Below are 18,593 nucleotides of genomic sequence, written 5' to 3'. Positions count from 1 at the left end.
GCAGCCATATGGAAGCCTTCAAATGTCTGAGCGGCCAGAACAAAAGTGCTTGTCCGTCTTTTCCGGCAATATGGTTCAATGGCCCCATCGTTCAAACAGCTGGACCTCAACCTCCTTCGCGTTTTCGCGGCGGTCATGGAGGAGCGGAGCGCCCTCCGGGCCAGTCGCCTGCTGTGCACGAGCCAATCGGCGGTCAGCCACGCCCTCGCCCGCCTCCGCGACCAGCTCGGCGACGACCTATTTCTGAGAACACGCAGGGGTCTCAAGCCAACGGCACGCGCGCTGGAACTCGCTCCGGAGATCGTGGCGGCGCTGGCGATAGTTCGGACAGCTGTTGAACGGCAAGAATTTGATCCTGCCACATCGGATCGTACGTTTACGCTGGCCGCGAGCGACGCACTCTCGATACTCACGGTTCAAAACCTGCTGCGCGAGTTCGGGCGCAGCGCGCCCGGTGTATCTCTAGTCGTCAAACCGGGCACGCGCGTGGATCTGGGAGAGATGATTGATCTCGGTCGGATCGATGTGGCCTTGGGAAGCTTCTCAGAATGGCCCGAGCACATGCGGTTCGATCCGATGGCTGCCTATCGCGACGTGCTGATCTCTCCCATTGGCAGCACGCCTATCGAGAGATCCGACCAACTGCATAGCCGGCGACTGGCCGTGGTGTCCGTCGGCGGCGAAGAAGAGGGCGCAATCGGCGGCTTCATCTATGAAAGGGGATTGGGCCGAAGAACCGAGATGTACGACAAGGCAGCACTTGAGCGCGCATTTCGGAATTGCGGCTTGATACCCCGTCCATTGTTGGCCATCCCCCATGCGCTGCTATTGCCCGAGCTTGTCGTGGAGGCAAATCTCACCGCCATCATTCCACACCCGCTAGGCGCACATTTCTGCAGGACCCATCCAGTAAGGCTCGACAAACTTCCCTATCCCTGTGCCTCACAGCAGATCGGCATGATCTGGCACCAGCGATCCGACAAGGATGAAGGATTGATATGGTTCAGAAGCATTTTGCGGAGCTTGGTATCTCGTCTGGTTTCCGACGGCGATCAGTTAGGCGGAGCAAAGTCATAGCTGATGCGGCCTGCCGGAAGATAGAACAATGCAATCACCGCACCGCCACGCACCTCGGGATAGTGCCGACTTCCTGGGTCCGGAGCCGTCCAGCCCGGACCTTGCCAGCCGTGCAAGCCGCGGAGTTGGGCACCCTCGTCTATCGGAACCACCATGTTCAACTCACCGTAGGGATGACCATGGTAGTCGCCACGCAAGATGATCTCTCCGTCCGCGTCGCGAATGGCACGCGCATCGTTGCTGTCCATGAAGACGGCGGTAATGCTGAAATGAAAGGTTTCTGGCCCTGGCTCGATGATTCGGCTGCGACGATAGCTCTTGCCAGCGATCTCCTGGTTTGCCGCCCAACCTTCGTCGATGCCGTATCGAATGAGTGTAGCGAGTTCACGATATGTGTCGGTAGCGGGGCCGTACTTCTCGTTCAGCCAGACTTCCAAGTCGCGGCTTGCGGTCATGTCCTTCACTTCAGAGAGAAAGGAAATGCTGCGTTCGATCAGCTGATCGCGATGTCCCATGGATAAATCCAATCCTCAATTGAAGCCGAGAAAACATGCAAATTCATCGACTGGCGCTCTGGGCATCAAACGAGGTTCAATGGCGTTGCCGTCCTCCTCAAAGCCCATGGAAATTCCACAAACGACCATTTCCGCATCTGCAATGGGGAGAAGTGTCCGCAATAGCTTGTGGTACTTCGCGAACGTTTCCTGAGGGCAGCTGCTCAGGCCACGCCCTTTTGCACTCAGCATGATATTCTGCAGGAACATTCCCAGATCCAGCCAGCTGCCCTGTTCCAGACGTCGATCAATCGTCACGATGAGACCGACCGGAGCGCCGAAGAATCCATAGTTCTTGCCGGTCTGTCGTGCACGTCCCGTCATGTCGGCCTGCTCGATTCCCAGTGATCCGTAGAATATTCTGCCGAAGTCCTTCTTCCGGGAAAGATAGGGTTCCGGCAGCTCTTCCGCATAATAGGCATACTCGGAAGCGTAGCTGTCTTTCTCAGTTTCATGCGCCAGGAGGAGAGTCGAGCCGATCTTGTGCTGAATTTCGCCGGAAACCACATAAACCCGCCAAGGCTGGATGTTCGCTCCACTCGGCGCGTGCCGCGCGGCATCGAGGATTTCGCGTACCAGCTCCTCCCCAACCGGCTCGGTCCTGAATTTTCGCGTCGAGGTCCTCGACCGGATGACGTCGTCGATCGAAGCATGATCACGATCCCGAACCCGAAGGGTCGCTCGTTTTTCACTGAGAGGTCTCAACCTGTACGGCTCCAAAAATGCCTGCACTAACGGGGCAATGCTCCTTCGGATTTGCCACCCGGATCGATCACTCAGAAGTGAATAGTACGCATTACCCAAATGCGGCACTCTCATCACGAGCATGAAGCGACTACAACTTCCTGTTTATTAAAGATAAAATTCCAGGGAACGATCAAAGCCCCAAGTTTGACGCTAATCATCACAAGACGATAGGTCGCTGCAGATCTTTTCTGCATGGGGATACGGAATGTCGGTACGCGTACTTATGATCAGCGGGAGCCTCCGGGCAGGGTCTTACAACTCGGCACTCCTCCGCCTGCTCCCGTCGCTCGCACCTGCATCGTTTGCGATGGATACCGCGCCGTCCTTTGCTGAATTTCCATTCTATGACGCCGATGAACATCAGCGCGCCGGGACACCCGAAGCAGTCCTCGCGCTGGCGGAAGCCATTCGCCGCTCCGACGGAGTGGTAATTGTGAGTCCAGAATATAACTGGACCATCCCGGGAGCGCTGAAGAATGCTTTCGACTGGCTTTCGCGAGTCGAGAATCAGCCGCTGAAAGGAAAGGCTGTTGCTCTTCAGTCCGCGAGCGCCGGCCCGCTCGGTGGAGCGCGAATGCAATATCACATGCGGATGATGCTGACCTTTCTTGAGGCCAATCTGGTAGCGACGCCCGAGATTTTCGTGGGTCTGGCGCCAAGCAAGTTCAGCGAGGATCGTTCGCAGCTTCTCGATGGCACCTTGCGTACCATGATCGAAGCTCAGTTGCGAAAGCTGGAGGATGTCATCCGCATGACGAACTGGGCGAATGCGCCTGACAATCACGCGATATCCGGCTGACGAAATTGACCGGCCGCTCGGTCTGACGCGACAGAGGGAAACTGACTTGAGCGAAGCTTATATCTGCGGGGCCGTGCGCACCGCCATCGGACGCTATGGCGGAAGTCTGTCCAGTATTCGGATCGACGATCTCGCTGCGGTGCCGCTCTCCGCTCTCAAGTCCGAGTGGCCGCTTATCGATGGAAATGTCGATGAGGTAATTCTTGGCTGTGCCAATCAGGCAGGCGAGGACAACCGTAACATCGCACGTATGTCGGCTCTGCTTTCTGGTCTTGGCGAGCAATGCCCGGGTACGACGGTCAACCGGCTTTGCGGTTCGGGGATGGACGCTGTCATCCTTGCTGCTCGCGCGATCAAGACAGGAGAAGCAAATCTGATAGTGGCCGGCGGTGTGGAAGGCATGTCTAGGGCGCCATTCGTCTTGCCAAAAGCGGAAAGCGCGTTTTCGCGCGCCAACGTGATCCATGACACCACCATAGGCTGGAGGTTCGCAAATGCCCTGATGAAGGAGCGATACGGAACCGATTCCATGCCGGAGACCGCCGAAAACGTCGCGCACGAGTTCGGTATAAGCCGAGACGACCAAGACACCTTCGCCTTGGAAAGCCAGCGTCGTGCGGCTACCGCCCAAATAAGTGGGCGGCTTTCACTGGAAATCGTACCGGTGAGGGTCGCTGGGCCAAAGGGCACAGAACTAAAATTCGAGCATGATGAACATCTTCGTGCGACTACAATCGAGCGGCTAGCGGCATTGAAGCCCATCGCCGGTGATGGCGGGACAGTAACCGCCGGCAATTCGAGCGGCATCAACGACGGGGCTGCCGCAATCGTTGTGGCCAGCAAGGCAGCAGTTGACTCCTACGGGCTTGCGCCGCGGGCGAAAATCCTCGGGGCAGCTGTCGCGGGAGTGGCACCCCGCATCATGGGGATCGGGCCCGCGCCAGCGAGCCAGAAACTCCTTGAGCGGTTCGGCATCCCATTGAGCTCGATCGATGTGATCGAGCTCAATGAGGCATTCGCGAGCCAGAGTTTGGCGGTCCTGAGGCTACTCGGCCTTCCCGACTGTGCCGACCACGTCAATCCGAACGGTGGAGCAATCGCGCTGGGCCACCCCCTTGGGATGTCCGGCACGCGGCTCGTACTCACAGCGACTGAGGAACTCATTCGCAGCGGTGCACGCAAGGCTCTCTGCACAATGTGCGTCGGAGTCGGTCAAGGCGTCGCAATACTGCTCGAAAAAATCTGAGGCGGCCGGGCGTCGAAATTAGAAAGTAGGCATGATCGCGTGGCCTCGCTGTATCCGCACCTTAGTCGATCGACTTGTATGGCGTTCGCCGACTACCCCGTCACGGCTTCGAGTAGCCTACAGTCGAGAGGCGTCCTTGTCGCTTTGGTGCAGGCCGCCTCCTGCGGCATGAGCTTCGGTTCTCATTCCCTGAGACACCGTAGGGGGACTTCGACCGCACCAGTGATCACCTGGGCAAGCAGATCGACTGCAAGGACGGCGTCTTCTCTAGCCTCCGCAGCGCTTGCTCGCCAGGTGCTTCATCCGCTGTTGACGGTTCGGGTGGCCGTCCATCCTGGCGACGTAACTAAGGATTCGGTCCTCTCCAGTATTGAAACAACGCTGAGATGCTTTGCCAAAAGCCGCCAAGCCAGAAGTTATCAGTCACTTCTGACCGCGCCTCGCGTGGAATGAATGTCGAAGGAGTTCCGATGCCTTTCGACATTCGCCAACTCCGATTTGCCATTGCAGCAGCCGATCACGGCAGCTTATATCGCGCGTCGCGGGCGCTAGACGTCGAGCAATCCACCCTGAGCCGCGCCATCCTGAAGCTGGAGCGGGTGATCGGCGGCAGAATTTTCAATCGCTCGCAAGCGGGCGTCACCATGACCCTTGCCGGCGCGCAGTTCATCCGCGCGGCGCGACCGATGGTGGCGAACGCGGAAAAGATGGCGACAATGATGCGGGCGGCTGGTCAGGGCCGCGCCGGCGGGCTGATGATCGGGCACAACAGCGCGATTTCGGCCGGCCATCTGCGCGCGACGATACTGGGCTGGCGCGCGGCCCACCCCGACGTCGAGGTCGATGGCGTGGAGGCCGACCGGGGCGCATTGCTTGCCGGCCTCGATACGGGCGAGATCGACATCGCGATCCTGGTGGGCGAAGCGAACCACGCCGATTTCCGGCACGCGTCGTTCTGGAACGAGCGCGTGATGATCGCCCTGCCCGACAGTCATGTCCTGGCCGGGCGCGAGACCGTTCACTGGACCGATCTGCGTGGCGAGCGTTTCCTGCTGCCCGGCGCCGATCCCGGCCCGGAGATTCGCGACATACTGCTCGGCCGTCTGATGATGGCGGGCGAGCCTCCCGATATCAGGATGCACCAGGCGAGCCGGGAAGCGATACTGAGCGTGCTCGGCGGCGGGCTCGGTGTCTCGATCATCTGCGAGGGTGGGACCGGCGCGCGCTATCCCGACGTCGTCTATCGGCCCATCCTCGGCGAGCAGGGACCGGCGTTCGTCAGCTATTCCGGCTATTGGCGAGAGGACAACGGCAATCCCGCACTGCGGCGGTTCCTCGCCTTCGTGCGCGACCGCCATGCACTGTCGTTCGACATTCCGTGAACGCGCGAGACAGTGACATGCGACGTTAACAAGCCGGATCGCAACCAATGGCCGGCCTGATTTGCAACCGGAGAAAGGAGCGCGTCATGGCGCAAGGCAAGACACTCATCATCGTGCTGGTCACGCTGATCGTCGGGTTCGGAGCGGGTTTCGTGCTCCGGCCGGTAATCGCGCCGGTCGAGCAGGCGCAAGTCGTCGCGAGCCCGGCTCCCGCTGCTTCGCCGGCTGAGCCGCGCGGCAAGCAGTATTTTGCGGCGCATCTCGGCGAGGCCCGGCAGGTTCTGACGCAATGCGCGGAAGGCTCGGTGCGCGGCGACGAATGCTTCAATGCCGAGATGGCCGTCACGGAGGCGGACGGCAGGGCGCGGCACAAGCGGTTCTTCGGCAACTGAGGCGGGATTTACACCGCCTTCAACTCCCCTGCGCGCGATGCCGGCGAAAGGCGCGGTCGGTCGCCATGAACCGCTCCAGCATCGGCGCGACGAGTTTCTCCGGTGCGAACGGCTGTTGCCCGGTCTCCTTCGCGAGCGCGTCTGAATAGGCGACGAGATCGCGATGCACGGTGGCGGGCAACTCCACGGCGAGCTTGACGGGCTTGTCCTCCGGGATCGGCCCCAGCTTCAGTTTCGTCATCGTGTGCCTCCAACGGGCTCCAATACAAGGTCGCGGGTCAGGACGATCCTGAGCGGATGCCCCGGCCGGATGGTGAGTGTCGGTTGCACATTCAATTGCCGCCGCACGATCTGCTGGCCGGTCTGATTGATGGTGTCCTGCGAGCCGCGACGGAGCGCGCGAGTCAGGTCGTCCTCGCTGTCGGCCCCCAGCTCGGTCCCGACGCCGAGCAAGGTCGAGACCGCTGCGGCTTTCAGCAGATTGCCCCAATGCTGATTCACGCGGTCCTGCAAGCCGGCATAACCCGCCGCATCGGCGCCGGGCTGGCGCTCGAGAACGATAGAGTGGCCGTCCGGCATGATGAGCCGGTCCCAGGCGAGCAGCACGCGGGTCTGCCCCGCAGCAACCTCGCTGTCATATTCGCCGATCAGTCGCGCGCCCTGCGGAATGAGCAGGATGCGCCCTGTGGGGCTGTCATAGACGTTAGCCGTCACCTGGGCGGTGATCTGGCCGGGCAGGTCGGAGCGGATGCCGGTGATGAGTGCGGCGGGGATGATGCTGCCCGCCTGCACGATGTTGGGCGAAACCGGCGCGGTCAGCCGCTCGGCGCTGACTGTGCGCCGGTTGGCGGCCTGCGCCATGAACGCCCGCTTTCCGGCCTGATCGCCCTGCGCCGCTGAGCCGTCTTGCTGTTCCGGGAATTGCGGAGCGGAGGTGTCCGGCGCTGCTATCGCCAATCCGGGCAAGGATGGCATCGCGACGGCCCCGGCACCGCTTTGCCCAAGGAACACCGTGCTGGTGCGGGCGGCGTCGCGTTCCTGGGCGATGCGCTGGCGCGCAGCTTCGGCGGCCTGGGCGCGCGGATCGGGCTGCGCGCCGATCGGCGGCGCGGGCACGTCTTGCCCGCGCTGCTGCGCCGAGACGATCGGCCCGCCGAGATCGCCGGGGAGCGGCTTTCCGAGTTTCGGAACCTGGCCGTAATCCTTCGGCCCCGACGTGATGGTCTCCGCCGCGGCGCGGCTGTCGGTATTGTAGAGTTCCCTGGCCGCCTTCTCCCCTTTGGGCGCGAGCGCATAATAAAGCGAGCCGCCGATGCTCAAGCCGGCGACGACGCCGAGCGTGGCCAGCGCCTTCCTCGACAGGCGCATGACGCGCGGCGCCGGCCCGCGAAGCTGGAAGGCGGCGGGATTCGCGGATGCGGGTTGCGGGGATGCCTGCGGCGCGGCCGGCACAGATTGCTCACGTGCAGGCTGGACGGGCGTGGCGGCGGGATCGGCCATCACCGCCCCCTGCGGCGCGGTTCCGCGCCGTCGCGCACGATCCGCACGCGCCGCTCGCTGCGCCGGTCGCCCAGGCGCAGCTCGGCGGCGGTGAACAGCCGGTCCACCACCATGTAGCGGCCCTGCACGCGGTAATTGACCAGCTCGGCGTCGTCGGCCAGGCCGGTCACGAACAGCGGCGGCATCTCGCCCTGCGAGATCCCGGCCGGAAACTCGACGAACACCTGCCGGCCGTCGTCGAACGCACGGGCCGGACGCCAGGCCACGCGGTCGCCCTCGATCCGGTAGCGGAAATTGAGCGCGGCGAGGTCGAGTCCGCTCGCCACAGGGGCGGCGGATGCCGCGGCGGCGTTGGCCCCGCGCAAGGCGATCAGCGCGTCCTGCGGATAGGTCCACGATACCGACGCCATGTAGGTCGAAGCCGTCGCGCGCAGCTCCAGATGATAGGTGCGCCGGGAAGTGTTGATGATGAGGTTCGTGAAAAGGTCGGGCCGCGTCGGCTTCACGAGGATATGCACGCGCGCCGTCGCGCCGCTGCCGCTCACCGTGTCGCCGATGATCCACCTGACCGTATCGCCGGCCGCGACCGGCCCCGGCCCCACGAGCTGCTCGCCTTCCTGCAAGGCGATGTCCGTCACCTGTCCGGGCGCGGCATAGACCTGATAGAGCGCACCTTCGGTCCATGGATATTGCTGGATCGCGTTCACATAGCCGTCGCGGGTGGGCTGGATGCGCGCGGCGGCGTTGGCTGCCCCGACGCGGCGGCGCGGATCGGCGGGCTCGGAAGTCGCCGCTCCGGCCGCGACCGGCTTCAATTGGCCGGGGAGCGGCAGAGGTTCGGGGATCGTCACCACCTCGACGGGGCGCGGCGGTTCCGCGGCCGGCGTCGCCGCGATCTCGCGCGGCGGATCGTCGTAGGCTATGGAGGGCGGCTTCGCCGATGTGGTGGCGCAGCCGGCGAGCGCGGTGGCGGAGACAAGCAGGACCGCCGAGGCGGAACGGCGAAATGGCGTGTGCGTCATTGCGACAGCTCCCTTGACCAATTCAAAGCGTTGACGAAGACGCCGAGCGGGTTCTTGCGCAGGGCGTCGGGCGTGCGCGGCGGCTGCACGACGACGGTGAGGATCGCGGACCAGCGTTCGGTGGCGGCGAGGCTACCGTCCTGATAGCGCCGCTCGATCCAGGCCACGCGGAAGCTGTCGGGCGATGCCCGGATCACGCTCGACACGTCCACCGCGACCTGCACCCGGCCGACATTGGCGAAGGGGTCGTTGGCGCGGGCGTAGTCGTTGAGCGCCACCGCTCCCCGATCGGTCGTGAAGTCGTAGGCGCGCAGCCAGTTCTGGCGGACGATAACCGGATCGGCCGGGATCGCTCTGACCTGCTCGATGAAGCGGGCGAGATGGAACGCGATCTGCGGGTCGGTCGGGCGGTAGCCGGCTTCGGCCGGGGCGACCGCCTGCGCTTCACCCAGCCGATCGACCTCGACCACCCAGGGAACGATGTGGCCGCGGGCGGATTGCCAGACGAGGCCGGCGGTGAGCCCGCCCGACAAGGCAAGCGCGCCGAAGAAGGCGAGGCGCCAGTTCCTGGCCTGCACGCGGGCGGAGCCGATGCGGTCGTCCCAGACCTGCGCTGCGCGCTGATAGGGCGTGGCGGGCTCGGGGGTCTCGCCGTAGCGGATGGTGGGTCGTCGGAACATTTCGGATCATTCCCTTTCCTTGACGTCGGGACCGGCGCCGCCGCCGTGGCTGTCGCCGGCCTTCATCGTGTGGGCGAGCACGGTCGCGCCGTGACTGGCGGACTGGCGGTTCTTCATGGCCAAGGCCCATGCGGGCTGAGCGGAAGCCGGGGCTGCGGGCGCGGAGCTTCCCGATGCGGGCGCAGCACCGAGGCCGGCGCGGGCGCCCGTGCGGAAGTTATCCTTCATGGATGCGCCGGCTTTTCCGGCCATCCGGCGCAGCGGCGAGAACGCGGCACTGGCAGCGCCACTCGCCGCCTTCTGTCCGACAGCGGCCATGCCGCCCGCCACCGCGCCCGCGCCGCTCCTGCCGAACGAGCCGACGCTGTAAGCGCCCGCTGCGCCGCCAGCCATGCGCGCGCCGCCTCGTGCGGCGGCGCCGGTCATCCGGCCGGTCGCGCCTATGGTCGAGGCGGCAGCGCCCAGGCCCAGCTTCGCGGCGGCTGCGCCACCGACCAGCGCGCCGCCTGCCGCCAGCACGGTTCCGGCCGCTGCGCCCGCGCCGAGCTGCGGGCCGCCCGAGACGATGCCGTTGGCGATGCCGGGGCCGAAGATCGACAGGCCGAGCAGCGACAGCGCGCCGAGCGCGATTCCCAGAACCTGCCGCGCGTTGGGCTCGGGTCCGATCGTGACCGTGAACGTGCTGAACAAGGTCGTGCCGATCCCGATGATGACGGCGAGCACGAGCACCTTGATCCCGCTGGAGACGATATGCCCCAGCACCTTTTCGGCCATGAACGAGGTGCGGTTCCAGAAGGCGAACGGGAGCAGGACGAACCCGGCCAGCGTCACCAGCTTGAACTCGATCAGCGTCACGAAGACCTGCCCGGCCATGAAGAAGAAGGCGAGGATGACGATCAGGTAGGACAGCAGCAGCACGACGATGATCGCGAGATTCGCGAATACCGCCCACAGGCTGCTGAACGCCTCGGCCGCGTCGATCAGCGGCTGCGCCGCATCCAGCCCTTTGGCGGCAATGGTGCTCGGCTTCATGAACTCGCCGATTGTCAGCGTGCCGCCGCTCGCTTTGAGGCCCAGCCCGGCGAAGCTCTCGAACACGATCGTCGCAAGCGACTGGAAATTGCCGATGATGAAGGCGAAGGCGCCGATATAGAGGGTTTTCCTGACCAGCCGCTGGATCACGTCCTCGTCGGCGCCCCAGGCCCAGAATAGCCCGGCGATGGTCACGTCGATCGCGATCAGCGTCGACGATAGGAAGCCGACCTCGCCGCCAAGCAGGCCGAAGCCGGAATCGATGTAGGTGGAGAAGGTGTCGAGGAAGGTATCGACGATGCCGGTATCGCTCATGGCGCGGTGCTCCCGGCCTGATCGGCGACAAAGTTGCCGGGCAGCTCCGGCCGGATAGCCTCGTTCGCCCGGCTGCCATCGCTGCCCGCGCTATTGTAGGCGGCGGGGAGCGATGCATTCCCGGCCGTCGCGGGCGCGTCGCTATCCTTTCCGAAGAAGCGGCGGCGGTTCGCCGCCCATGCCTGCTCGCACCCGGAATCCGGCATGGTGAGCGAAGCGCAACGCTCCAGTTCGCGCGTCAGCCGCTTCTGTTGCTCTCCCTGCTCAATGGTAGGAAGGACCGCGCCGAGGGGCGGGTCGTTCGGTTCACGCAAGCCAGCAAGCGCGACGGCCAGCATGATGCCGCCGAGCGCTGCGACACCGGCGATCTTGGCGTTGCGGGACATTGGCAGGGCTCCCCGTCAGTTGCGGCCGAAGAAGCGGCGGAAGCGTTCGCGCCCTTCCGCCTCGATCGCGGCCTGTCGCGCGGCGTCGAGCGACTGCGCCCGGCCTTGCGCGGCGACGGCGGCGGTGAGGTCGGCGAGCTGCTGCGATTGCAGGGCGAGAAGCTGGTTGCCCGCCTGCGCCGCCTGGAGCGCGCCGGTCGCGGACTGGCTGGCCGTGACCAGGCTGTTCATCGTGGTGCGGGCGTCGTCGATATTGCCGACCACGCCCGCCTGCACCTGCAAGGCGTCCTGGAACGCGCCGACGCTGTCCTCCCAGCGCGCATTGGCGTTGGCGATCATCTGCGCGTTGGTGCCGGTGAGCGCGGTTCCCTTGTAGCGGCCCTCGAACGCCTGCTGGATGTTCCGAACATCGTAGGCGATGCGCTGGGCCTGTCCGAGCAGCTGCTGCGTCTGCCGGACCTGCTGCTGGAGCGTGTCGACCGTCGAGAGCGGCAGCGAAGCGAGATTGCGCGCCTCGTTGATGAGGCTGGTCGCCTGCTGCTGGATTTGCTGAATCTGGTTGTTGATCTGTTGCAGCGACCGGGCGGCGGTCAGCACGTTCTGCGCGTAGTTGGTGGGATCATAGACAATCCCGCCGAACTGCGCGTGCGCTGGTGCGGACGCGGTGATGCCGATGATGCTCGACGTGGCGAGAACGCCGGCCGTAAGGGCGCGGCGCAGGATGGTGGACTTCATAGGGGCAACTCCTGGTGGGGGTGGCGATGGGCTTCAGGAAGAAGCTCGACGGCCCAGGCGCAGCCGCGATGCCGCAGCCATTCGGCGGCAAAGGCGTCTACGCCGTGGGTTTCGATGATCCCGGCGATGGCGAGCTGGTCTGTCTTGGAGGAGGAGGCGGCGAAGGCCAGCGCGACCTCACCCAGCCCCAGCTCGAACAGGCGGTTGCCGCGCCGCGACTGGCAGTAATAATCGCGCTTGGGCGTCGCCCGGCTGAGGATTTCGATCTGCCGCGCGTTGAGCCCGAACCGCTCGTAGATCACCGCGATCTGCGGCTCGGCCGCGCGCTCGTTGGGCAGGAGGATGCGCGTCGGGCAGCTCTCGACGATGGCGGGCGCGATCGGGCTGCCCTCGATCTGGGCGAGCGACTGGGTGGCGAAGATGACGCTCGCATTCTTCTTGCGCAGCGTCACCAGCCATTCCGATAGCTGTTTGGCGAAGGCCGGCGATCCCAGCGCCAGCCAGCCTTCGTCGATGATGACGAGCGTGGGGCTGCCGTCGAGCCGGCCGGCGACGCGGTGGAACAGATAAGAGAGCACGGCCGGCGCCGCGCCGCTTTCCATCAATCCTTCGGTCTCGAACGCCTGGATCGCCGCGTCGCCGAGCCGTTCGCTCTCGGCGTCGAGCAGTCGGCCCCAGGCGCCACCCACGCACCACGGCGCCAATGCCTGCTTGAGCTGCTGGCTCTGGAGGAGAACGGCGAGCCCGGTCAGGGTGCGTTCCGCGACCGGCGCGGTGGCGAGCGAGGTCAGCGCCGACCAGAGATGGTCCTTCGCCTGCGGATCGACGGTGACGTTCTCGCTGGCGAGGATCGCGGCCAGCCATTCGGCGGCCCAGGCGCGCTCGGCCGGATCGTCGATCCGGGCGAGCGGCTGAAGCTGGACACCATCGCCGGCCTCGTCGGCGAGCATTCCGCCCAAATCCTGCCAGTCGCCGCCCATGCCGAGCGCGGCGGCGCGGATGCTGCCGCCAAAGTCGAACGCGAAGACCTGCGCCCCCGCATAGCGGCGGAACTGCATCGCCATCAGCGCGAGCAGCACCGACTTGCCCGAGCCGGTCGGCCCGACGATCAGGGTGTGGCCGACATCGCCGACGTGGAGGGAAAACCGGAACGGGGTCGAGCCTTCGGTCCTCGCGTAGAGCAAAGGGGGCTGTCCGAAATGCTCGTCCCGTTCCGGCCCCGCCCATACCGCTGACAGGGGGATCAGGTGGGCGAGATTGAGGGTGGAGACCGGGGGCTGGCGGACGTTGGCGTAGGTGTGGCCCGGAAGTGAGCCGAGCCACGCTTCTATGGCGTTCATCCCCTCGGGGATCACCGTGAAGTCGCGGCCCTGGATGATCTTCTCGGCCAGCCGCAGCTTCTCGGCGGCAATCGCGGGATCGCGATCCCACACCGTCACCGTGGCGGTGACATAGGCCATGCCGGCATAGTCGGCGCCCAGCTCCTGCAGGGCGGTGTCGGCGTCCAGGGCTTTGTTGGAGGCGTCGCTGTCGAGCAGCGTCGATGCCTCGTTGGTCATGACTTCCTTGAGGATCGCCGCGACGCTCTTGCGCTTGGCGAACCACTGGCGGCGGATGCGGGTCAGCAGCTTCGTCGCATCGGTCTTGTCCAGCATGATCGCCCGCGTCGACCAGCGATACTCGAAAGCGAGCCGGTTCAGCTCGTCGAGCAGGCCGGGAAAGGTGACGCTGGGGAATCCGGTGATGGTGAGCGTGCGGAGATGATGGTCGCCCAGACGGGGTTCGAGCCCGCCGGTCAGCGGCTCGTCGGCGAGCAGCGCATCGAGGTGCATCGGCGTCTCGGGCACGCGCACGCGCTGGCGACGGGTCGAGATCGTGCTGTGCAGCCAGGTCAGCGTCTCGGCGTCATCGAGCCAGCGGACCTCGGGCACGAAGCCCTCGACCAGATTGAGAACGCGATCGCCGCGGTCGGTGAAGCCCTTGAGCAACTCCCACGGATCGACGCCCGTGCCGGAACGGCCTTCATAGAGCCAGGTTTCGGCGCGGGCGGCGTCCTCGGCCGGGGGCATCCAGAGCAGCGTCAGATAATAGCCGCTCTCGAAATGCGCGCCTTCCTCGCGGAACTGCTCCCGGCGTTCCATGTCGACCAGCGCCGAGACGGGATCGGGGAAATCGGATTCCGGGTAGTCGAGCGCGGGCGTGCGCTGCGCCTCGACGAAGATCGCCCAGCCCGAGCCCAGCCGGCGCAGCGCATTGTTGAGCCGCGCGGTGGTGGCGACCAGCTCGGCCGGCGTCGCGCTGTCAAGATCGGGGCCGCGAAACTTCGCCGTCCTCTGGAAACTCCCGTCCTTATTCAGAACGACGCCCTCGCCGACCAACGCGGCCCAGGGCAGGAAGTCGGCCAGATGCGCGGCGTGGTTCCTGTATTCGCGCAGGCTCATCATGGCCGCATCCACGTCGGATAGCGGAGGTGGCGGCGGGCCACGTCCACGAATTGCGGGTCGCGCCGCGCCGCCCAGACCGAGAGCGCGTGACCGATGGCCCAGAGGGCGAGGCCCGCGATCCAGAGGCGCAGGCCCAGGCCGATCGCGCCCGCCAACGTCCCATTGACGATGGCGAGCGAACGCGGGGCGCCACCGAGCAATATCGGCTCGGTCAGCGCCCGATGGACCGGCGCGAAATAGCCCGCGATGGGCTCGCCGTGATCGGCCGCGCCCGTCATGCGATCAGCGCCCCGCCGCCGAACGAGAAGAAGCTCAAAAAGAAGGAGCTGGCCGCGAACGCGATACTGAGGCCGAACACGATCTGGATCATTCGCCGCGCCCCGCCCGACGTATCGCCGAAGGCCAGGGTCAGGCCGGTCACGATGATGATCATCACCGCGATGATCTTGGCAACCGGCCCCTCGATCGATTCGAGGATGCTTTGCAGCGGCGCTTCCCACGGCATCGACGATCCGCCCGCATGGGCGGGCATCGCGTAGAGCAGGCCAGCGGCGGTGATGCCGATATGGCCGAGGCGGTCGAGCATGGTGCCGCCGAGCAGGCGGCCCTTCATGGTCCTGATGGGCTTGGCGTCGTTGGTCATGGCAGGTCTCCGGTCTGGGGGGTGATGAGCGGCGTGAGGCGGTAGTCGCCGGTCGCGGCGTCGAGCCCTTCGACGCGGGCCAGTTCGGCGAGACGGCGGCCGTGCCCGTCGCGGACCAGCACGGCGATAAGGTCGATGGTCTCGGCCAGCAGCGCGCGGGGGACCGTGACGACGGCCTCCTGGATGAGTTGCTCCATGCGGCGCAGCGCGCCGATCGCGGTCCCGGCGTGGATGGTGCCGATGCCGCCGGGGTGCCCGGTGCCCCAGGCCTTGAGGAGGTCGAGGGCCTCCGCGCCGCGCACCTCGCCGATGGGGATACGGTCGGGACGCAGGCGCAGGCTGGACCGCACGAGATCGGACAGCGAGACGACGCCATCCTTGGTCCGCATGGCGACAAGGTTCGGCGCGGCGCACTGAAGCTCGCGCGTGTCCTCGATCAGGACGATGCGATCAGTCGTCTTTGCGACCTCGGCCAGGAGCGCGTTGACCAGCGTGGTCTTGCCGCTGCCGGTGCCGCCCGCCACGAGGATGTTGGCGCGGGCCGAAACAGCCTGCCGGAGCGTGTCCGCCTGGGCGGACGACATGATGCCGGCCGCGGCATAGTCGCCCAGCGTGAACACCGCGACGGCCGGCTTGCGGATCGCGAAGGCCGGGGCGGCGACGACAGGCGGCAGCAGCCCCTCGAACCGCTCCCCTCCTTCGGGTAGTTCGGCCGAGACGCGCGGGGACCGGGCATGGACCTCGACGCCGACATGGTGCGCGACCAGGCGCACGATGCGCTCGCCATCCGCCGCGCCGAGCATCATGCCGGTGTCGCCGATGCCTTCGCCCAGCCGGTCGACCCACAGCCGGCCGTCCGGGTTCAGCATCACCTCGATCACGGCGGCATCGTCGAGCCAGGCCGCGATCGACGGCCCCAGCGCCGTGCGCAGCATCCGCGCGCCGCGCATGTTCGCTTCGGATCGGATCGACTGGACGGACAAGGAACGGCCCCTGAATTGGGCCGGGCGAACCGCCGCCCGGCGTCAGGGGCACATCAAGAGAGACAGGAAATCGCGCGGGGCAACAACTATGTCAGGGCGTAGTAGTGACGGCGGTAGATAAGTGCGCGTTGCGGTCGGACACTTTCGGCGCCGCTCTCCGCCCGCGCTATTTTCGCGAACATAGCTGGCCGAGTCGCGCATGGCCGGCCCCGATTGGTTCGCACACTGTCATGTGTCGGCTGAGCCGCCGTCACGACCTGCAATATCCTCCGGTATCTCATCGAGCAGGCTCTTGCCGCTGGCGTAGCGCCGGCCGAGCGTCTCGACAAAACCCTCATAGCGCTTGCGCCCCTTGACCTGGGCCGCCGCCTGATCCTCGTCGGGCAGCGGTGGCGTGACCGCCAGCCAGAAACGCACGAACAGCGCCAGCGCCTCGGTGGTGAGGCCGGTGTTGCGTTCGAGCCGCTGAACCTGGCGCGAGAGACGGTCGAGCCGCCGCGCGAACGCGGCCTCCATCCGGTCGGCGCCGTCCGGCGACATCCAGGACGTAACGGCCGCTTCCACGATAGCCGAGCGCGAGATGCGGCGGCGGATCGCCAGCTCGCTCACCTGGCGGGCCAGTTCGGGCGGAAAATAGACGTTGAGACGGACGCGCATGGGAGCCTCCTACATTTCGATGCCGTCGTCGGGATCGAGCGACGCCTGCCGTGCGATGCCTTGCATCCGGCGCCGCGCCGCGGCCTGGCGCGCGGCGTCCTCGGGCTCGTCCTCGACGATGGAAAATTCCTGCGCGGGCGGTGCGGGCGCCGTCTCCTTCACGATGGCGACATGATCGGGAAGCTCGGGCTCGCGGCGCAGCCCGCTGTTGGCGGCATCCTCCTGGCGCCGGATGATCGCCGCGATCTCGGCGGGATCGGCCGTGGCGGCGAGCCCCGTCCAGTCGTGGGGACGGACCTCCCGCGGTGGCGATGCGGCCGGATCGGGCGGCGGCATGATCCGCGCGGCGAGACGGGGATCGGCATAATAGGCCGCCTTTTTCGCGCGGATCGGCTGGACGCCCGACACCATGACGATTTCCTCGTCGGGCGGCAGCTGCATGACTTCGCCCTGCGTCAGAAGCTGCCGGGCGGTTTCGGAGCGCGAGACCATCAGATGCCCGAGCCAGGGCGAGAGCCTGTGCCCGGCATAATTCTTCATCGCCCGCATCTCGGTCTTGGTGCCGAGCGCCTTCGACACGCGCTCCCCCGTTTTCTCGTTGTTGGTCGCGAAGCTCACCCGGACGTGGCAGTTGTCGAGAATCGCATTGTCCTGTCCGTAGGCTTTCTCGATCTGGTTGAGCGACTGCGCGATCAGAAAGGATTTCAGGCCATAGCCGGCCATGAACGCCAGCGCGCTCTCGAAAAAATCCAATCTCCCGAGTGCGGGAAACTCGTCGAGCATCAGCAGCAGGCGATGCCGGTTGCCCTGGTTCAGTTCCTCCGTCAGCCGCCGCCCGATCTGGTTGAGCATCAGGCGGATGAGCGGTTTGGTCCGCGAGATGTCGCTGGGCGGAATGACGAGGTAGAGCGTTGTTGGCAGTTCGCCCGCGACCAGATCCATGACGCGCCAGTGGCAGGCGCGCGTGACCTGGGCGACGACGGGATCGCGGTAAAGCCCTAGAAACGACATGGCGGTGCTGAGCACGCCCGAGCGTTCGTTGTCGCTCTTGTTGAGCAGCTCGCGCGCGGCCGAAGCAACCACCGGATGCACCCCGGCTTCGCCGAGATGCGGTGTCGCCATCATCGCGGCCAGCGTCTGTTCGATCGTGCGCGCCGGATCGGACAGGAAGGCCGCGACGCCGGCAAGCGTCTTGTCGGGCTCGGCGTAGAGCACATGCAGGATCGCGCCGACCAGCAGCGCATGGCTGGTCTTTTCCCAGTGGTTGCGTTTCTCCAACGAGCCTTCCGGGTCGACCAGCACATCGGCCACGTTCTGCACGTCGCGGACTTCCCACTGGCCGCGCCGCACCTCCAGCAGCGGGTTGTAGGCGTCCGACGCCGCGTTGGTCGGGTCGAACAGCAGGACGCGGCCATGCTGCGCGCGGAAGCCAGCGGTCAGCGTCCAGTTCTCGCCTTTGATGTCATGGACGATCGCCGACGCCGGCCAGGTCAGGAGCGAGGGCACCACCAGCCCCACGCCCTTGCCGCTGCGGGTCGGCGCGTAGCACAGCACATGCTCGGGACCGTCATGGCGCAGATAGGCGCGGCCCAGCTTGCCGATCACCACGCCGTCGTCGCCGAGCAGTCCGGCCGCGCGCACCTCGTCCTCGGTCGCCCAGCGCGCCGAGCCATAGGTTTCCGCGTTCTTCGCCTCGCGCGCACGCCACACCGACATGGCGATGGCGACCGCGACCGCCACGAACCCGCCCGACGCGGCGATATAGGCGCCGGTCTGGAAAATGCCGGGCGCATAGGCATCGAAGCTGAACCACCACCAGAAAAAGGCGTAAGGCGGATAGACCGGCCAGCCGAGCGCCATGAACCAGGGTTCGCCAAGCTCGGGCTGATATGCCAGCGCCGCCGCCGTCCATTGCGTGGCGCTCCAGATCGCGGCGAGCACGATCAGGAAGACGGCGATGATCTGGCCCCAGAGGATTTTGGTAGCGGGCATGGTTTAT

20 protein-coding genes are annotated in these 18,593 nt (G+C 65.8%); 5 read left to right on the top strand and 15 right to left on the bottom strand.

Features of this window, described 5'->3' with window-relative positions; translation table 11 throughout:
* Window positions 1-45 precede the first annotated feature (45 nt).
* Window positions 46-1,077 (top strand): LysR family transcriptional regulator, encoded by a 1,032-nt coding sequence (locus tag N6H05_RS08200; protein ID WP_233387977.1) that lies wholly within the window; start codon window positions 46-48, stop codon window positions 1,075-1,077.
* Here the strand turns inward: N6H05_RS08200 and N6H05_RS08195 are convergent.
* Entirely contained in the window at window positions 1,053-1,592 is a 540-nt protein-coding gene (locus N6H05_RS08195; protein WP_155178442.1) for a 4-hydroxylaminobenzoate lyase, read from the bottom strand. The two genes, N6H05_RS08200 and N6H05_RS08195, sit on opposite strands and share 25 nt — an antisense overlap.
* Window positions 1,593-1,607: 15 nt before the next feature.
* The gene (locus N6H05_RS08190; protein ID WP_233385652.1) at window positions 1,608-2,336 is read right to left on the bottom strand and encodes a nitroreductase; all 729 of its coding nucleotides are present in this window, start codon (window positions 2,334-2,336) and stop codon (window positions 1,608-1,610) included.
* A 247-nt stretch (window positions 2,337-2,583) separates the two neighbouring features.
* Between N6H05_RS08190 and N6H05_RS08185 the strand changes: the two genes are divergently transcribed.
* From N6H05_RS08185 to N6H05_RS08165, 4 genes are all read left to right on the top strand, one after another.
* The gene (locus tag N6H05_RS08185) at window positions 2,584-3,177 is read left to right on the top strand and encodes an NADPH-dependent FMN reductase (protein WP_155178440.1); all 594 of its coding nucleotides are present in this window, start codon (window positions 2,584-2,586) and stop codon (window positions 3,175-3,177) included.
* A 46-nt stretch (window positions 3,178-3,223) separates the two neighbouring features.
* Window positions 3,224-4,423, top strand: coding sequence for a 3-oxoadipyl-CoA thiolase (gene pcaF / locus N6H05_RS08180; protein ID WP_155178438.1), 1,200 nt, complete (start codon window positions 3,224-3,226; stop codon window positions 4,421-4,423).
* Window positions 4,424-4,893: 470 nt separating this feature from the next.
* Window positions 4,894-5,805 (top strand): LysR family transcriptional regulator, encoded by a 912-nt coding sequence (locus N6H05_RS08170; RefSeq protein WP_174834971.1) that lies wholly within the window; start codon window positions 4,894-4,896, stop codon window positions 5,803-5,805.
* Window positions 5,806-5,891: 86 nt separating this feature from the next.
* Window positions 5,892-6,197, top strand: coding sequence for a hypothetical protein (locus tag N6H05_RS08165; RefSeq protein ID WP_155178434.1), 306 nt, complete (start codon window positions 5,892-5,894; stop codon window positions 6,195-6,197).
* 19 nt (window positions 6,198-6,216) lie between these two features.
* Here N6H05_RS08165 and N6H05_RS08160 read toward each other — a convergent pair whose 3' ends face one another.
* The 13 genes from N6H05_RS08160 to N6H05_RS08100 all read right to left on the bottom strand — a co-directional run bounded on the left by N6H05_RS08160 (window position 6,217) and on the right by N6H05_RS08100 (window position 18,586).
* A complete protein-coding gene (locus N6H05_RS08160; RefSeq protein WP_155178432.1) occupies window positions 6,217-6,438 on the bottom strand; it encodes a DUF2274 domain-containing protein in 222 nt (73 codons plus the stop codon).
* On the bottom strand, window positions 6,435-7,697 hold the full coding sequence (locus N6H05_RS08155; RefSeq protein ID WP_155178430.1) for a TrbI/VirB10 family protein: 1,263 nt from the start codon (window positions 7,695-7,697) through the stop codon (window positions 6,435-6,437). The genes N6H05_RS08160 and N6H05_RS08155 overlap by 4 nt, the downstream gene beginning before the upstream one ends.
* A complete protein-coding gene (trbG, locus tag N6H05_RS08150; RefSeq protein ID WP_155178428.1) occupies window positions 7,697-8,719 on the bottom strand; it encodes a P-type conjugative transfer protein TrbG in 1,023 nt (340 codons plus the stop codon). Before trbG ends, N6H05_RS08155 begins: the two co-directional genes overlap by 1 nt.
* Complete coding sequence (gene trbF, locus N6H05_RS08145) at window positions 8,716-9,399, bottom strand: conjugal transfer protein TrbF (protein ID WP_155178426.1); 684 nt, start codon at window positions 9,397-9,399, stop codon at window positions 8,716-8,718. The genes trbG and trbF overlap by 4 nt, the downstream gene beginning before the upstream one ends.
* A gap of 6 nt (window positions 9,400-9,405) precedes the next feature.
* A complete protein-coding gene (gene trbL, locus N6H05_RS08140) occupies window positions 9,406-10,746 on the bottom strand; it encodes a P-type conjugative transfer protein TrbL (protein ID WP_155178424.1) in 1,341 nt (446 codons plus the stop codon).
* Window positions 10,743-11,132, bottom strand: a complete 390-nt coding sequence (gene trbK-alt, locus N6H05_RS08135; RefSeq protein WP_155178422.1) for a putative entry exclusion protein TrbK-alt — start codon at window positions 11,130-11,132, stop codon at window positions 10,743-10,745. The genes trbL and trbK-alt overlap by 4 nt, the downstream gene beginning before the upstream one ends.
* Before the next feature lie 15 nt (window positions 11,133-11,147).
* Complete coding sequence (gene trbJ / locus N6H05_RS08130) at window positions 11,148-11,867, bottom strand: P-type conjugative transfer protein TrbJ (protein ID WP_155178420.1); 720 nt, start codon at window positions 11,865-11,867, stop codon at window positions 11,148-11,150.
* Window positions 11,864-14,311: a conjugal transfer protein TrbE gene (trbE, locus tag N6H05_RS08125; protein ID WP_155178418.1), complete on the bottom strand. Its 2,448-nt coding sequence runs from the start codon at window positions 14,309-14,311 to the stop codon at window positions 11,864-11,866. The genes trbJ and trbE overlap by 4 nt, the downstream gene beginning before the upstream one ends.
* The gene (locus N6H05_RS08120) at window positions 14,308-14,589 is read right to left on the bottom strand and encodes a VirB3 family type IV secretion system protein (RefSeq protein ID WP_155178416.1); all 282 of its coding nucleotides are present in this window, start codon (window positions 14,587-14,589) and stop codon (window positions 14,308-14,310) included. The genes trbE and N6H05_RS08120 overlap by 4 nt, the downstream gene beginning before the upstream one ends.
* The gene (locus N6H05_RS08115; RefSeq protein WP_031290822.1) at window positions 14,586-14,897 is read right to left on the bottom strand and encodes a TrbC/VirB2 family type IV secretion system protein; all 312 of its coding nucleotides are present in this window, start codon (window positions 14,895-14,897) and stop codon (window positions 14,586-14,588) included. The genes N6H05_RS08120 and N6H05_RS08115 overlap by 4 nt, the downstream gene beginning before the upstream one ends.
* Before the next feature lie 53 nt (window positions 14,898-14,950).
* On the bottom strand, window positions 14,951-15,937 hold the full coding sequence (gene trbB, locus N6H05_RS08110; RefSeq protein ID WP_155178412.1) for a P-type conjugative transfer ATPase TrbB: 987 nt from the start codon (window positions 15,935-15,937) through the stop codon (window positions 14,951-14,953).
* 228 nt (window positions 15,938-16,165) lie between these two features.
* Window positions 16,166-16,594, bottom strand: coding sequence for a ribbon-helix-helix domain-containing protein (locus tag N6H05_RS08105; RefSeq protein WP_155178410.1), 429 nt, complete (start codon window positions 16,592-16,594; stop codon window positions 16,166-16,168).
* Window positions 16,595-16,603: 9 nt separating this feature from the next.
* Complete coding sequence (locus tag N6H05_RS08100; protein ID WP_155178407.1) at window positions 16,604-18,586, bottom strand: conjugal transfer protein TraG; 1,983 nt, start codon at window positions 18,584-18,586, stop codon at window positions 16,604-16,606.
* Between the last annotated feature and the right edge of the window lie 7 nt (window positions 18,587-18,593).

The sequence above is a fragment of the Sphingobium sp. WTD-1 genome (genome assembly GCF_030128825.1).
In the GTDB taxonomy this organism is placed as follows: Bacteria; Pseudomonadota; Alphaproteobacteria; order Sphingomonadales; family Sphingomonadaceae; genus Sphingobium.
This window is presented reverse-complemented; position numbering and strand designations above follow the sequence as displayed.

What these genes read in the sequence shown, in the direction of transcription:
- N6H05_RS08165 (WP_155178434.1), top strand. Translation starts at nt 5,892, where the DNA reads ATGGCGCAAGGCAAGACACTCATCATCGTGCTGGTCACGCTGATCGTC.
- trbL (WP_155178424.1), bottom strand. Translation starts at nt 10,746, where the DNA reads ATGAGCGATACCGGCATCGTCGATACCTTCCTCGACACCTTCTCCACC.
- N6H05_RS08120 (WP_155178416.1), bottom strand. Translation starts at nt 14,589, where the DNA reads ATGACGGGCGCGGCCGATCACGGCGAGCCCATCGCGGGCTATTTCGCG.
- trbF (WP_155178426.1), bottom strand. Translation starts at nt 9,399, where the DNA reads ATGTTCCGACGACCCACCATCCGCTACGGCGAGACCCCCGAGCCCGCC.
- N6H05_RS08195 (WP_155178442.1), bottom strand. Translation starts at nt 1,592, where the DNA reads ATGGGACATCGCGATCAGCTGATCGAACGCAGCATTTCCTTTCTCTCT.
- N6H05_RS08160 (WP_155178432.1), bottom strand. Translation starts at nt 6,438, where the DNA reads ATGACGAAACTGAAGCTGGGGCCGATCCCGGAGGACAAGCCCGTCAAG.
- trbE (WP_155178418.1), bottom strand. Translation starts at nt 14,311, where the DNA reads ATGATGAGCCTGCGCGAATACAGGAACCACGCCGCGCATCTGGCCGAC.
- N6H05_RS08155 (WP_155178430.1), bottom strand. Translation starts at nt 7,697, where the DNA reads ATGGCCGATCCCGCCGCCACGCCCGTCCAGCCTGCACGTGAGCAATCT.
- N6H05_RS08105 (WP_155178410.1), bottom strand. Translation starts at nt 16,594, where the DNA reads ATGCGCGTCCGTCTCAACGTCTATTTTCCGCCCGAACTGGCCCGCCAG.
- trbK-alt (WP_155178422.1), bottom strand. Translation starts at nt 11,132, where the DNA reads ATGTCCCGCAACGCCAAGATCGCCGGTGTCGCAGCGCTCGGCGGCATC.
- N6H05_RS08185 (WP_155178440.1), top strand. Translation starts at nt 2,584, where the DNA reads ATGTCGGTACGCGTACTTATGATCAGCGGGAGCCTCCGGGCAGGGTCT.
- N6H05_RS08100 (WP_155178407.1), bottom strand. Translation starts at nt 18,586, where the DNA reads ATGCCCGCTACCAAAATCCTCTGGGGCCAGATCATCGCCGTCTTCCTG.
- N6H05_RS08115 (WP_031290822.1), bottom strand. Translation starts at nt 14,897, where the DNA reads ATGCTCGACCGCCTCGGCCATATCGGCATCACCGCCGCTGGCCTGCTC.
- trbG (WP_155178428.1), bottom strand. Translation starts at nt 8,719, where the DNA reads ATGACGCACACGCCATTTCGCCGTTCCGCCTCGGCGGTCCTGCTTGTC.
- N6H05_RS08170 (WP_174834971.1), top strand. Translation starts at nt 4,894, where the DNA reads ATGCCTTTCGACATTCGCCAACTCCGATTTGCCATTGCAGCAGCCGAT.
- trbJ (WP_155178420.1), bottom strand. Translation starts at nt 11,867, where the DNA reads ATGAAGTCCACCATCCTGCGCCGCGCCCTTACGGCCGGCGTTCTCGCC.